We start from the raw sequence: 13,786 nt of genomic DNA, 5'->3' as shown, positions 1-13,786 counted from the left end.
TCCTGCCCGCCGAGATCCCGCCCGGCGTCGACTGGGTCACCCTCCCCAACGGGGTCCGCACCCTCGCCTACACCCACCCCACCACCCCGACACCCACGACGGTTCCGGCCGCGCAGCCGATCCCCGCGTGGGCCAAGACCACCGCCCTGCTCGCCCCCACCGTCGGCGGCGGCATCGCCGCCGCCGGCATCGGACTCTCCTACGCCGCCCCAGGACTCATCGCCATGAGCCACGCCCTCTGGTCCGCCGCCGCCCTCATCATCGCCGCCATCACCGCCGTCCCCTTCCTCCTCCGTGGAGCCCGTAAAGCCACCGGAAACGGTGGCGGGGCGGGTCCGACGCATATCACGCAGAACATCACCGCCAGCGGGATGTTCGGCCGCGCCAACGGCACCATCAACCACCGGTAAGGCCGGGGCCGTGGAACAGGTCCCGTACCTGGACTGGGGTGACAGTCGCCACTTCGACCGCGCTCAGGACCGGCCCTGCTGCCTGTGTGGCAGACCCACCCCCATGCGGTCTCACGCTGGTGAGGCTGTCCACAAGGTGTGCGCCGAAGCCTGGAACGCCGCCTGCCCGCGAGAGCCCCGCCGCTACACCGTCCCTACCCGGGACAAGCCCGAGCAGCACGACGTCGGCACCTGGCGGTTCCATAACGACGGACCCATCACCGACCAGCGCGCACCGATCCTCGGCCAGGTCATCACCACCAACTCCCTGTCCGGCCCCCGCGAAATCGAGGGCCCGGGGCAGGAGCAACGCGGTCTGTTCGCCGCGTGACCGCACGAAGGGCGGCACCCGTCTCGCCAAAGTCCGGGGCCGCCCTCATCTCCCGATCCGCTACAGACCCGTGGAGGTCTCCAGCATGACCCAACCCACCCCCATCCGGCGAGACGGCGAGCCCCCCTCGCAGCTGAACGCCGCTCTGGACGCGGCCGAGCGAGGCTGGCACGTCCTCCCCCTCCGGCCTGGCACCAAGCGGCCCGCGCTCCACGGCGAGGAGCAGTGCCCACAGATCCGGGACTGCGCCGGCGGGCACCGCAAGTGGGAGGACCGCGCCACGACCGACCCGGACCGGATCCGGCGCGCGTGGGCGGACCGCCCGTTCAACATCGGCATCGCCACCGGCCCGAGCGGGCTGCTCGTAGTCGACCTCGACCTGCCCAAGCCCAGCAGCAACAGGGACGCGCCCGAAGGCGCGACAACCTTCGAGGCGCTCTGTGAGCGCGCCGGACAACCCGTCCCCGACACCTACCGGACGCGGACCGCGAGCGGCGGGACACACCTCTACTTCATTGCCCCGCCCGGCTTCCGCATGCCCAACTCGGCCGGGAAGCTTGGCAAGTTGATCGATACGCGGGCATGGGGCGGGTACGTCGTCGCCCCCGGCAGCCTCACCCCTGCAGGCGCGTACACGGTCCTCGACGACCGCGCCCCCATGCCCCTCCCCGCCTGGCTGTACACCCTGCTCGTCCCGCCCCGCTCGGCGACGCCGTCCCATGCGGCCGTCGCCGACCGAGCCGTGCGTGCCCAGCGGTACGCGCTGCGCGGCCTGGACGCAGAGGTCGAGAGCGTCGCCCGGTCGGTGCAGGGCGAGCGGAACTCCACCCTGCTCTCGGCGGCGCGAGCCCTGGGACGGTTCATCGCCTGGGGCGACCTTCCCCGGGACGTGGTGGAGCAGGCTCTTCAACAGGCGGGGGAGTCGACCGGCCTGGCCCCGAAGGCCTGTGCGGCGACGATCCGCAGCGGCCTGAACTGGTCCATCGCCCACAACCCGCAGCGGCGGGCGGCATGACCCACCTGCCCCCTTCCCGCTTGAAGAGCCGCACCCAGGCCCCGAATGGGCCGGATCCCGCCGAGCAGCCGGTGGCACCGACGGCCGTGGGCGCCCCGAGAGGCGTCGCCGTAGGCGTCCCCATTTGCTCTGACTCGCACCCTGCCCCCTACCTTCACCCGCTCCTGACCCAAGGGGAAGCCGCATGACCCAGCAGCCCATCGACGGTGCCGCTCTGCTGGCCGAGGTCGAGGCCTTCCACCGCCGGTTCAACGTCTTCCCCCGCGAGGCCGCCTACGTCGCCGTCGCCCTGTGGGACGCCCACTCACACCTCCTCGACGCCTTCGACTCCACCCCGCGCTTGGCATTCCTCTCCCCGGAACCCGGCTCCGGCAAGTCCCGCGCGCTGGAGGTCGTCGAGACCCTCGTCCCGCGCCCGATGCTCGCGGTGAACGCGCGGGCCGCCGCCCTGTTCCGGTCCGTGTCCGACCCCGCCGGCCGCCCCACGATCCTCTTCGACGAGATCGACACCGTCTTCGGACCCAAGGCGGGCGACAACGAGGAACTCCGCGGCTTCCTCAACGCCGGACACCGCCGCTCCGGCGTCACCTACCGGTGCATCGGCGACGGCGGCAACCAGACCGTGGTCGAGTTCCCCTCCTACACCGCCGTCGCCGTCGCCGGACTCGGCGGCCTGCCCGACACCATCACCACCCGCTCCGTCATCATCCGCATGCGCCGCCGCGCCCGAAACGAGCACGTCGAACCCTTCCGCGCCCGCCTGCACGAAGCGGAGGGCAACAAGCTCCGCGACCGCCTCGCCCAGTGGGCCGACCAGGTCCGCGAGGACATCGCCGGACGCTGGCCCCAGATGCCCGACGGGGTCACCGACCGCCCCGCCGACGTCTGGGAACCCCTCCTGTCCGTCGCGGACGCCGCCGGGGGCGAGTGGCCCGAACGGGCCCGCGCCGCATGCGTCGAGCTGGTCAACGCCGCCCGCGCCGACGACAAGGGCTCCATCGGCATCCGACTGCTCACCGACCTCCGCGACCACGTCCTGGCCGGCATCGACCGCCTGCCCACCGTCGCCGTCCTCGACCGGCTCTGCGCCCTCGACGAGGCGCCGTGGGCCGACATGAGCGGCCGGCCGCTCGACTCCCGGGGCCTGGCCAAGATGCTCGGGGAGTACATGACCAGCGACAACACCCCGGTCAAGGCCCGCAACATCAAGACCGCCGGGACCGTCCTCAAGGGCTACTACGCCGCCGATCTCCACGACGCCTGGCAGCGCTACTGCCCCCCTCCCCTCCCAGGGGCCGCTACCTCCGCTACCTCCGCTACCCCGCAGGTCAGCGCCCCGGAAACGGTAGCGGCAGACCTCTTCGCGTCCGCTACCTAGCCGCTACCCCGCTACCGGCCCCACGCCCCGAAAGTCGGGGCCGGTAGCGGATCCATCCGCTACCGCTACCCCTATCCGCTACCTCGATCACGCCCCTGACCAGGGCGGTAGCGGAGGTAGCGGAGGTAGCGGACCTGACAGGAAGGGGCCCAAGGCCCCAACCGAGCCGAAGGAGCCTGATGGCAACCGCCAAGACGCCCCAGCTCGTCACCGAACTCCCCGACCAGTACCTCACTCCGGACGACATCGCTTTCAAGTTCAAGGTGCCGCTGGAGACCGTCTACCAGTGGCGAAAGAAGCGCACCGGGCCGCCGGGATTCCGCGTAGGCAAGTACGTCCGGTACGACCCCGCCGATGTCCAGCAGTGGCAGCGCGAGCGTAGGGCCGCCGACCTGGCCGCCTGAGACACAACCGATCGATCCAACCCGTGGGGGGGGGGGCGGCGGCCCCCCCCGCCCCCCCACTCGCTTCTTTCTCCTTACTTCCTCTGGAGTCCCCGGTCATGCAGAACACCCCTGTTACGTCGCTGGTCGGGGCGGAGTACGAGGTAGAGGTCGGCCCGGTCGCCCACGGCGGCCACTGCATCGCCCGCACGGACGCCGGCCGCGTCCTCTTCGTGCGCCACGCGCTGCCCGGCGAGCGGGTCGTCGCCCGCGTCACCGAGGGCGAGGAGACCTCCCGCTTCCTGCGCGCCGACGCCGTCACCATCCTCGACCCCTCCAAGGACCGCGTCGAGGCCCCCTGCCCCTTCGCCGGCCCCGGCAAGTGCGGCGGCTGCGACTGGCAGCACGCCAAGCCCGGCGCCCAGCGCCGCCTCAAGGGCGAGGTCATCGCCGAACAGCTCCTGCGCCTCGCCGGCCTCACCCCCGAGCAGGCCGGCTGGGACGGCACCGTCATGCCCGCCGAGGGCGACAAGCTCCCCGCCGGCGAGGTCCCGCAGTGGCGCACCCGCGTCCAGTACGCCGTCGACGCCGAGGGCCACGCGGGCCTGCGCAAGCACCGCTCCCACGAGGTCGAGGTCATCGACCACTGCATGATCGCCGCCGAGGGCGTCTCCGAGCTCGGCATCGAGAAGCGCACCTGGGAGGGCATGGCATCGGTCGAGGCCATCGCCGCCTCCGGCTCCCACGACCGCCAGGTCATCCTCACCCCCCGCCCCGGCGCCCGCCTCCCGCTCGTCGAACTCGACAAGCCCGTCTCCGTGCTGCGCGTCGACGAGAAGGACGGCGGCGTCCACCGCGTCCACGGCCGCGCCTTCGTCCGCGAGCGCGCCGACGAGCGCACCCACCGCGTCGGCAACGGCGGCTTCTGGCAGGTCCACCCCAAGGCCGCCGACACCCTCATGAAGGCCGTCATGCAGGGCCTCCTCCCGCGCAAGGGCGACACCGCCCTCGACCTCTACTGCGGCGTCGGCCTCTTCGCCGGCGCCCTCGCCGACCGCGTCGGCGAACAGGGCGCCGTCCTCGGCATCGAATCCGGCAAGCGCGCCGTCGAGGACGCCCGCCACAACCTCGCCGGCTTCCCCCGCGTCCGCGTCGAACAGGGCAAGGTCGAATCCGTCCTCCCCCGCACCGGCATCACCGAGGTCGACCTCATCGTCCTCGACCCCCCGCGCGCCGGCGCCGGCCAGCAGACCGTCCACCACCTCGCCGCCCTCGGCGCCCGCCGCATCGCCTACGTAGCCTGCGACCCCGCCGCCCTCGCCCGCGACCTCTCCTACTTCTCCGCCCGCGGCTACAAGGTCCGCACCCTCCGCGCCTTCGACCTCTTCCCGATGACCCACCACGTGGAGTGCGTGGCGATTCTGGAGCCTGCGAAGTAGGGCTCTGACGTCCTGGAGTGAGGGCTCGCGGTTTGCGGCATCAGAATGCGTGGAGGTACACCCGGGCCTTGTCGCCTGTCGTGTCGTACACGTAGACGTCGATCCACTGGACGCTACGGCGGCGGTGGTCCTTCACGCACGGGGGGCACACTCCCGCCCAGCGGGCGCCCTTCAGTGTCTGTGGCTCTGGCAGTCCCAGGTGCCCGAAGAGTTCGCGGTCGGGAGGGAGGGCCACTGCTTTGGTGTGGATCGGCTTTTCGGGGCGAAGGTCTTCCGCGATCCGGACGGCCTGCTTCGAGTCGGTGACGAAGGAGAGGAGGTAGACGTCTTCCTGCGGGTTGGCCTGGACCGCGCCTTTTACCTCTGTCGCGCCTGGCGGTACGTCGATCTTCATGAAGTCGGCGGCCTCGGGGGCGCCGGCTCCCTGTTCCCAGTACGGGTAGGGGTCGCGTGTATCGCTGCCCCGGCCGGATGTGGAGCAGGAGCTCAAGAACAACGAGGCGGCGAACACCATCAGCAGGCGTCGAATGGTCTTGTTCGGCATGCTCACCTGTTCTGTTGGTCGCCCCGTGAGATGTCCCCGCGGCCGCCGTTGCGGCCGGGGTCCGAGGGGTTCACCGCCGGTGGTGTGTCGCTGTTCATGTCGTGGTTGAAAGTCGCGCTGCTGCCTCGCATGTCGAATTCCTGGGCGAAACCCACCTTGTGGAGTCGGCCCATCTCGTCATCGGGTATCACGATGCCCCCGGGGAAGGGCGTCGACTTGCCCTTGTCCCAGTTGTAGCGGTCCCAGACGTTGACTTGATAGTCGAGGGAGACGCTGGGTTTGCCGTCCGCACCCGGGCTGACCGTGATCATGCCGGAGATGTTCTGCTCGTGTGCGCCGACCGCGTGGTACCACTCGTCGTTCTTGAAGTCCGTTCCTTCGTGGTCGCTCTCCACCGGGATGACGACCGTCTTGTCGCTCCCGGCCTTCGCGAACGCGTCAAGTGCCTGCTTGCGCCAGGCCTCCTGGTTGTCGGCGATGTGATTCGCTTCGATCTCGGCCCTGAACCTGGGGTCGTCGTGCAGGATGCGGTCCACGTCGAGGTCGAGCGGTTCACCAGAGGCGTGCAGATAGTGGAGCATGTTGCGGGAGGCCGCGTTCTCTCCGGCGGCGTCGCCGGCCGTCGCGATGGCCAGGGCCCGGGCGTGGAACCACACGTCCCGGGGGGTGGGCTCTTCCACGTCGAACAGCCCGGATCCAGGGTCGGGAGAGTGCCACTGGTAGCGCGAATCCATGATGCCGGCGGCTCGGAGTTCGTCGCCGCGTTCCTGGAGGAGGACACCCCGAGTGACCGGATCGAGGCCGTCCCACCACGCGGGGACGTCCTTGCGGTCCTTGGGCATGTTGGCGGCCTTGCCGGCCTCCTGCAGAGACGGGTAGGGGCTGACCTGGGGATTCCGGTTGAAGCCGTTGAAGGTGCCGTCCATCGGGTCTGAGTCGAGGACAGCGGCGTCGAGAGCGAGGCGGATGCCGTCGTCGGCGTCGGTGACAGCCTTTACCGCTTGGGTGATCTTCTCGGCCCACTCGCTTGCCTGGGTACGGGCTGTCTGCTGGAAGCCGGGGTCGTGAACGTAGGCCGTGCGCTCATCCTGGGTGAGTCGCTGTGTGTCGAAGACGACTGTGCCTTGGTCTGATACGCGCATGCCCGCTTTCACAGCGTCGTCGTGGATCGCACTGAGACGGCTGCGCAGGTCGGTGAGCTGGGTGTGCGCGTCGCGCAGGACGCGAGCGACCGCCTTCGCCTCCTTCTGCGCTCCTTGGAGCTCCTTGAGCGTGATGGTGAACCTGGCGTTGGCGGCGTTCGCGCTCAGACCGATCCAGGATTCGCCGAGCGAGACGCCGTGGACGTCCCTCTCGTACTGGCTCTCAAGCGTTTTGAACTTGGCGGCCATCTCGTCCCACTTGCCCGCGGCGGCGGTCAGCGTCGACAGATCGGTGCTCATGGCTTCGTGGTACGTAGGCATGAATCTCCTGGAACCTGTCTGCCGGTCCGTCAGATGCCTTGGATCCGCGACGGGCGCGCCAGCCGTGCGGCGGTGTCGATTTCGTTGTTCTGCATGCTGATGCCGGTCGCGCTGAGAGCCTGCTTCTCCGAGGACAGGCGGATGAGGAGCATCTTGACCTGCTTCTCCCACGTCTCGTGGGCTCGCATCAGCGCACCGGAGGTGTCCCAGCCGTGGCCGTCCTTGGCGCCGAACGCTTTGACCGTGTCGCGTGTGGTCTCGGCCGCGTGCTTGCCATCCCGCGAAATCCCCGGTTCCAGGTCGTCGTCGATCGCTTGGGCCGCAGCCTTCTTGGCCGCAGGGCTGGAAGCCATGTCCGGCTTGCCGACTCCGCCGCCTCCCGCCGCCGGAGCGAGCTGGTTCAGCCGCATCGGCGCGGACGGCCGGACTGCCGTGTCCGCCTTGATCTGCTCCCATTCGCGCCAGGCCATGATCTCCCCCGTCGGTAGTCCCGCAAGCAACTTACGTAGCGGGGCTGCGTACGGAAAGTGACATCCGGTCAAAGGGTGCCGGAGTGGCTGGATCGGACCCCAGCCCAGAGGTGTGTCGCATGCACATGGACCGGGATGCCCTCCGCTGACCTCGACAGCGTGGCGGCGCCATTCAAGGTCAGGGTGCGTGGTGATCCTTCTGCCTCAGGGGGTGGGGAGGGAGGACTCTTCGAAGGTGAGGTAGCGGTCGAGGGAGCGGGTGAGGGTTTTGTTGCCGTGGGTGGGGATGGTGCGGTGCCACCAGGCGCCGTAGATGCGGTCGAAGTGGTAGGTGGAGAGGAGGGTGGAGGCGGCGCGGATGGCGGTGGGGCGTTCGGGGATGTGGTTGGGGTAGCTGTACATGGAGGTGACCCAGTTGTTGTCCGGGCAGACGTTGATGACGTCGCCGGTGAAGAGGGCGCCGTCGCCGGTGCTCCAGTGGAGGACGGCGCTGCCGGGGAAGTGGATGCCGGGGTTGATGAGGGTGAGTTCGTCGGTGAGGCGGTGGGTGGGGCCGGACCAGAAGTGGAGGGAGGGGTCGGGGCGGCCGACCCATGCGCGGTCGGCCTCGTGGAGGTGGACGGGGGCGTCGAAGGCGTGGGCCCACTCGACCATGGAGGAGTAGAAGTGGGGGTGGCTGATGGCGATGTGGTCGATGCCGCCGAGGTCCTCGATGGCGCGGACCATGGTGTCGTCGAGGTAGGGCACGCAGTCCCAGAGGACGTTGCCGGCGGCGGTGCGGAGGAGGAGGGCGCGCTGGCCGATGGCGAACTGGGGGGTGACGCCGACGCCGAGGACGCCGGGGCCCTCTTCCTCGAAGCGGCCGGTGTGGCCGGCTTCGCGCAGTTCGGCGAGGGTCGTCCACCGCTGGCCGGCCGGGCTCACGTACTGGCGCTCGTCCAGGCAGACGGGGCAGTCCGGGCGCGGGGCGGTGTACTGGGTGCCGCAGCCGCGGCAGATGGGGGGCGTCAGGGCGGTGGTGTCAGGCATGGGTGCCTCCGGTGAGTTCGCTGAGGTCGGTGAGGACGTAGGGGCGGCTCGGCTGCCAGCCGAGTTCTTCGACGGCGCGGCGGCCGGACACCACCTGGTCGAGGGCGAGCGCCTCGGCGAACGGGGCTCCGAGCGACTCTGCGGCTTCGGCGTACGGCCACGGCTCGGCCCTGCCGGGGCCGCCGGCGGCGATGTCGGCGGCCGCGGCGACGGCGGCGGCAGGGACGGACTCCCAGGCCACGCCGTGGAGGAGGTCGCCCGGCTGGGCCTTCGTCAGGGCGAGGGCGTACAGCTCGGCGAGGTCGTCGACGTGGACCATCGGCCAGCGGGTCGAGACCGGGCCCACGTAGCGGCCCGTGCCGTGCTCCCGGGCCCAGCCGGTCATCAGGCCGGGGATGCCGCCGTCCCGGCCGTACGCGATGCCGGGCCGTATGACCACGGCCCGTACGTCGTCCCCGGCGGCGGCCAGGACCCGCTGCTCGATCCGCGGCCGGTAGCCGACGATCGCGATCGGGTCGGTGCCGGTGTCCTCGGTCGCCGCGGTGTCGCCGGTGGCGCCGAGCACCCACACGCCGCTGGTGTAGACGAACGCCCGGCCCGTGCCGCGCAGCGGCGCGAGCAGCGCGTCGAGGGCGGCGGTGTCCACCGCCTCGTCTCCGGTCGGCGTGGCCAGGTTCACCACCGCGTCCACGTCGTCGGTCACCGCGGCGCGCAGGGACGCCGGGTCGGTCAGGTCGCCGACCCGCACCGGCACGTCCGGGTGCAGCGCGGCCGCGTTCTTCACCAGGGGTACCACGTCGTGGCCTTCCAGGGTCAGACGTGACACCACGGCGGAGCCGATGTAGCCGGTGGCTCCCAGTACCAGGACCTTCATGAACCCTCCCGTTCGGTTCAGGTGCTTCTCGAACAGGGGAACCGTACGAACGGGGGGTGGGGTGGCGGATCCGTCGAATGACCGGGGTGCCGTACCGGGTGAGGGTGCGGCCGGGCCCGTGGGAGTCAGGCCAGGTCCAGTGCTCCCAGTGCCGCCCGGGACGTCACGCCGAGCTTCGGGTAGGCGTTGGACAGGTGGTAGCCGACCGTGCGGGGGCTCAGGAACAGGCGGGCGCCGATGTCCCGGTTGCTCAGGCCCGTCGCCGCGAGCCTGACCACCCGCAGTTCCTGTGCGGTCAGGCGGTTCACGAGGTCCGCGCTCGGCGACGGGGCGGCCGGGGCGGCACCGACGGCCCGCAGTTCCGTGCGGGCCCGGTCGGCCCAGGCGGCCGCCGGCATGCGCTCGAAGGACTCCAGTGCCGTGGTCAGGGCGTCCCGGGCGGCGGCCCGGCGCTTCGCGCGGCGCAGCCACTCGCCGTACAGCAGCCGGGTGCGTGCCTCCTCGAACGGGCGGCCGTCTCCCTCGTGGGCGGCGAGGGCCCGCTCGTAGAGTTCCTCCGCCTCCGTGTCGTCGGTGGCGAGCAGGGCGCGGCAGCGGAGTTCCACCGCCTCCGCCCACGCGGTTCCGGTGGCCCTGGCCCAGTGCGTGAAGCGTTCGGCGGCCGGCCCGGCGTCGGCGGCGCGGTCGATCCGGACGGCGGCCTCGACCTGGTCGGGCAGGCTGTGCACGGAGACCATGAGGTGGCGGTGCGGGCCGCCGGTCAGGACGGCGAAGCGCTGGAGGGCGCGTTCGTAGCGGCCGAGTCCGAGGTCGAGCAGGCCCTGCGCCCTGGTCAGCCAGATCGGGATCGGCGGGATCGGCGGGATCGGCGGGATGCCGGGGTACGGGTGCCGCTGCGGCCGCCCGGCCGGGTCCGGGCCGTCGCCCGGTCGGACCTCATCGCCCGGCTGGAGCCTGCCGCCCGACGGGATCCCTTCGCCCGGCTGGAGCCTGCCGCCCGGTCGGACCCCGTCCCCCGGCTCCTCCCCGTCGAGGGCGGCCAGTACCGCGAGGACGCCGCTGAGCATCGTGGCGAGGTGGTGCTGGCCGGTGTCGCGGGCGATTTCCAGGCCTTCGACGGCGGTGGTGTACGCGTCGCGGTGTCGGCCGAGGAACAGGCGGAGGCGCGCGAGGCGGAGGAGTACGCGAGGGAGGACGCCGACGGCGCCTTCCGTGCGGCATTCGAGCTCCAGGGCGACGGCTTCGTCGTGCACGGTGCGGTACTCGCCGAGGATCATGTCCCAGCCGTGGAGGCGTACGTGGTCGATGAGGCCGCGTTCGTGCCGGGTGCGTACGACGTAGCCGGCGAACTCCCGGATGGCGGCGGCGGCGCGGGCCGGGTCGCCCGTCAGGACGTCGAGGACGCCGGCGGCGCCCCGGTGCACGGGGTGGCCGCCGAAGTCCAGACCGGCCGAACGGGCCCGGGTGTCGTGGGCCGCCGCGACGGGGTCGGGGGCGTCCCAGGCCATGGCGGCCGACTCGAAGAGGAGCCAGGCGCCCATGGCGGGGCGGTGTGCCGTGACCTCGGACGTCGCTTCGACGAGCAGCAGGCGGGCCGACTCGGCGCGGCCCTGGCGGTGTTCGAGTGCGGCGCGGACGCTGGCGAGCCGGGCGACGGTCGGGGGGCTGCTGACCGGGCCCGCCTCGTCGGCGAGGGTTCCGGCGAGCTCGGCCTGTCCGGCCTCGGCCGCGGCGGCGGAGGCGGCGGCCAGTCGCAGTGACCTGGCTTCCTGGTCCTCGGTGAGTCGTGCGGCCCGCCGGTAGGCGGCGGCGACGGCGGCGCGGCCGCCGCGGGAGCGGAACAGTTCGGCGCTGCCGGCCAGTTCGGCGGCGACCTCCTCGTCGTAGCCGACGGTCGCCGCGGCGAGGTGCCAGGCCCGGCGGCCCATGTCGCCGCCGGGGGGCGCGGCTTCGGCGAGCGCGCGGTGGGCGGCCGTCCGCTCGGCCAGTACCGCTCCTTGGTAGGCGGCGGCCCGTACGAGCGGATGGCGGAACACCAGTCGGCGTCCTGACACCCGCACGAGGTCCGCGGCCTCGGCCGGGCCGAGGTCTCCGGCGGTCGCTCCCGTCCGTTCGCCGGCGGCCACGACGAGTGCCACGTCGCCGGTGTCGTCGGCCGCGGCGACGGTGAGGAGCAGACGGGTCGGCGCGGGCAGGGCGCGGATCCGCTCGTCGAAGATCCGCCGTACCCGCCAGGAGGCCGGCAGGACGGCGATCTCCCGGGCGTCCAGCGGTTCGCTCCCGTCCCGTTGGGCCGCTGTCAGCGCCCCCGCGAGCTCGACCAGGGCGAGCGGATTGCCCTGTGCGAGCCCGATGATCCGGTTGCCGACGGCGGCGTGCAGGTCGGGTGCCCGGTCGGCGAGCAGCGCCGCCGCCTCCGTGTCGCCCAGTGGGCCGAGGTGCAGCACCGGGAGGCCCGGCGCGCCCTCGCGGGCCGCCGCGTCGTCCCGCGCGGCGAACACCATGGCGACCCGTCCCATGCCGAGCCGGCGGGCCGTGAACAGCAGTGCGTCGACGGTCTCCAGGTCGAGCCAGTGGGCGTCGTCGACCAGGACCACGACCGGACGTTCCTCGGCCAGGTCGTCGAGCAGGCCGAGCGTCGCGGCCCCGACCTGGAAGCGGTCCCCGGCGGGGGCGTCGTCCGCCGCGATCACCCCGCGCAGGGCGCGTAACTGACGGTCCGGCAGGTTCGCGGCGCGGTCCAGGGCGCCCCGGAGGAGCACCTGGAGGCCGGCGTACGGCAGTGCCGCCTCGGACTGGACGCCGGTGCACCGCAGCAGCCGGGCTTCGCCCGCGGCCGTCGAGGCGCACCGGTCGAGGAGTGCCGTCTTGCCCGAGCCCGCCTCGCCGAGGATCATCACGGCTCCGCCGCGGCTGCTCCGGGTGCCCGCCAAGAGGCTTTCGAGGTAGGCCTGTTCGTGGTCCCGGCCGCTGAGAGCGGCGGTTTCCCGGTCGACGGCGCCTGCCCGGATCGCGTCGGTCATCGGCGCTTCCCCTCCCCCCAGAACGGCACGCTGCGTGCTGATCATGGTCGCAGCATCGCGCACTGTCAACGGCATGGGCCGTGCCGCTAGGATCCCGCGCATGCCGAACGAATCGTCGGAGCCCCGACGCCGGGGCGCCGTACGCACCGAGGCCCTGCTCCAGGTGACGCTCGACCTGGCCGCGGAGGTCGGATACGCGGGTCTCAGCATCGAGGCCATCGCCCGGCGGGCCGAGGTCGGGAAGCACACCGTCTACCGTCGCTGGCCGACCAAGGCGGCCCTGCTCCTGGACGCGCTCCACCGGGCATGGGCCGCCGACCTCGACTACCGCGACACCGGCGACGTGCACGCCGACCTGCGCGAGCAGTTCGTGCGGTCCGTCTCCGCCCTGGTCCGGCCGCCGATCGGTCCGGTCTACCGGGCCGTCATCGCCGAGGCGCAGTCCGACCCCGCGGCGCGGGCGACGCTGGACGAGCGGTTCCTGCGCGGTGTCGAGCGGAGCACCCTGGAGCGGATCACGCGCGCCCAGGGCGCGGGGGAGCTGCGCGCGGACGTGGATCTCGCGTTCGCGGCGGAGGTGCTGTGCGGAAACCTGTACTACCGCCACCTCCTGACGGACCGTCCGGTCGACGAGACCGCGATCGACGGACTGCTGGACATGTTCATGGCCGCGTACGGCAGTCGATCGCTGACTCGTCGACCGGGGGAGGTGCGCGGGTGACCGGCCGGACGGCACGTGCGGAGGCGCGCGCGGCGGTGCGCGGATGGCTCGGCGTGGCCGCGGGCTTCGCCGCGCTGCTGCTCGCCGTGCTCGGGACCGTGTTCGCGGGCGACAGCGCGCCCACGGCGGTGGACGTGCGGGTCGGGACGGCCCTGGACGGGACGGGGGAGCAGTGGCGGGACGTCGCCCGGGCCGTGGACTTCCTGGGGGAGCCGGTGGGGGCGGCGGTGCTGGTGGCGGGGACGGTCGCGGGCTGCCTGCTGGTACGGAGGCCCCGCGCCGCGGTGCTCGTCGTGGCCGCCGTCGGGGCGGGCGTCGCGGTGGCGAGGCTGCTCAAGTCCGTGGTGGGGCGGACGATCCACGGCCCCGAGAACCTGTCGTTCCCGAGCGGACACACCGCGTTCCTCACCGCGTTCGCCGTCGCGGTGGCACTCGTGGCGACCGGCCGGCTCGGCCTGGGAAGGGCGGCGGGCACGGCGCTGGTGGTCGCCGCGGGGCTGGTCGCCGGCGGTGTCATGGGATGGGCGCAGGTCGTCGTGGGCGCGCACTACCCGACCGACGTGGTGGGCGGCTGGTGCACCGCGATGGCGGTGGTGCCGGTGGCCGCCCGGCTGGTCGACCGGGCGGCGGACGCCGGTCGGGGCGCGCGCGGTTGACGACGGAGCGG

The 13,786-nt window shown here is 72.4% G+C and carries 14 protein-coding genes; 8 read left to right on the top strand and 6 right to left on the bottom strand.

Annotated elements, in window-relative coordinates; translation table 11 throughout:
- From ACFCY7_RS18715 to ACFCY7_RS18690, 6 genes are all read left to right on the top strand, one after another.
- Positions 1–410: hypothetical protein (locus ACFCY7_RS18715; RefSeq protein ID WP_376486292.1), on the top strand; the 410-nt coding region annotated here is incomplete at its 5' end.
- Between the two features lie 103 nt (positions 411–513).
- On the top strand, positions 514–780 hold the full coding sequence (locus ACFCY7_RS18710; RefSeq protein ID WP_376486289.1) for a hypothetical protein: 267 nt from the start codon (positions 514–516) through the stop codon (positions 778–780).
- A gap of 85 nt (positions 781–865) precedes the next feature.
- Positions 866–1,795 (top strand): bifunctional DNA primase/polymerase, encoded by a 930-nt coding sequence (locus ACFCY7_RS18705; RefSeq protein ID WP_376486286.1) that lies wholly within the window; start codon positions 866–868, stop codon positions 1,793–1,795.
- 184 nt (positions 1,796–1,979) lie between these two features.
- Positions 1,980–3,173 (top strand): DUF3631 domain-containing protein, encoded by a 1,194-nt coding sequence (locus ACFCY7_RS18700; RefSeq protein ID WP_376486284.1) that lies wholly within the window; start codon positions 1,980–1,982, stop codon positions 3,171–3,173.
- 179 nt (positions 3,174–3,352) lie between these two features.
- On the top strand, positions 3,353–3,577 hold the full coding sequence (locus ACFCY7_RS18695; protein WP_376486282.1) for a helix-turn-helix transcriptional regulator: 225 nt from the start codon (positions 3,353–3,355) through the stop codon (positions 3,575–3,577).
- A gap of 98 nt (positions 3,578–3,675) precedes the next feature.
- Positions 3,676–4,995 (top strand): class I SAM-dependent RNA methyltransferase, encoded by a 1,320-nt coding sequence (locus tag ACFCY7_RS18690; protein WP_376486279.1) that lies wholly within the window; start codon positions 3,676–3,678, stop codon positions 4,993–4,995.
- 40 nt (positions 4,996–5,035) lie between these two features.
- On the opposite strand, the gene ACFCY7_RS18685 is transcribed toward ACFCY7_RS18690, so the two are convergent.
- The 6 genes from ACFCY7_RS18685 to ACFCY7_RS18660 form a co-directional block, all read right to left on the bottom strand.
- On the bottom strand, positions 5,036–5,545 hold the full coding sequence (locus ACFCY7_RS18685; protein ID WP_376486276.1) for a hypothetical protein: 510 nt from the start codon (positions 5,543–5,545) through the stop codon (positions 5,036–5,038).
- Positions 5,542–6,981 carry a hypothetical protein gene (locus ACFCY7_RS18680; RefSeq protein ID WP_376486274.1) on the bottom strand — a complete coding sequence of 480 codons (1,440 nt, stop codon included), beginning with the start codon at positions 6,979–6,981 and terminating at the stop codon, positions 5,542–5,544. Before ACFCY7_RS18680 ends, ACFCY7_RS18685 begins: the two co-directional genes overlap by 4 nt.
- Positions 6,982–7,031: 50 nt before the next feature.
- Positions 7,032–7,472, bottom strand: coding sequence for a hypothetical protein (locus ACFCY7_RS18675; RefSeq protein WP_376486272.1), 441 nt, complete (start codon positions 7,470–7,472; stop codon positions 7,032–7,034).
- A 204-nt stretch (positions 7,473–7,676) separates the two neighbouring features.
- Positions 7,677–8,501, bottom strand: coding sequence for an MBL fold metallo-hydrolase (locus tag ACFCY7_RS18670; RefSeq protein WP_376486271.1), 825 nt, complete (start codon positions 8,499–8,501; stop codon positions 7,677–7,679).
- A complete protein-coding gene (locus ACFCY7_RS18665) occupies positions 8,494–9,375 on the bottom strand; it encodes an NAD-dependent epimerase/dehydratase family protein (RefSeq protein WP_376486268.1) in 882 nt (293 codons plus the stop codon). The genes ACFCY7_RS18670 and ACFCY7_RS18665 overlap by 8 nt, the downstream gene beginning before the upstream one ends.
- 125 nt (positions 9,376–9,500) lie before the next feature.
- Entirely contained in the window at positions 9,501–12,398 is a 2,898-nt protein-coding gene (locus ACFCY7_RS18660) for an AAA family ATPase (RefSeq protein ID WP_376486265.1), read from the bottom strand.
- Between the two features lie 100 nt (positions 12,399–12,498).
- Here ACFCY7_RS18660 and ACFCY7_RS18655 point away from each other — a divergent pair, with 100 nt between their 5' ends.
- Complete coding sequence (locus tag ACFCY7_RS18655) at positions 12,499–13,119, top strand: TetR/AcrR family transcriptional regulator (RefSeq protein WP_376486263.1); 621 nt, start codon at positions 12,499–12,501, stop codon at positions 13,117–13,119.
- Complete coding sequence (locus tag ACFCY7_RS18650) at positions 13,116–13,775, top strand: phosphatase PAP2 family protein (RefSeq protein WP_376486261.1); 660 nt, start codon at positions 13,116–13,118, stop codon at positions 13,773–13,775. The genes ACFCY7_RS18655 and ACFCY7_RS18650 overlap by 4 nt, the downstream gene beginning before the upstream one ends.
- Positions 13,776–13,786 lie beyond the last annotated feature (11 nt).

Source organism: Streptomyces sp. NPDC056361 (assembly GCF_042262805.1).
Taxonomy (GTDB): Bacteria; Actinomycetota; Actinomycetes; order Streptomycetales; family Streptomycetaceae; genus Streptomyces.
This window is presented reverse-complemented; position numbering and strand designations above follow the sequence as displayed.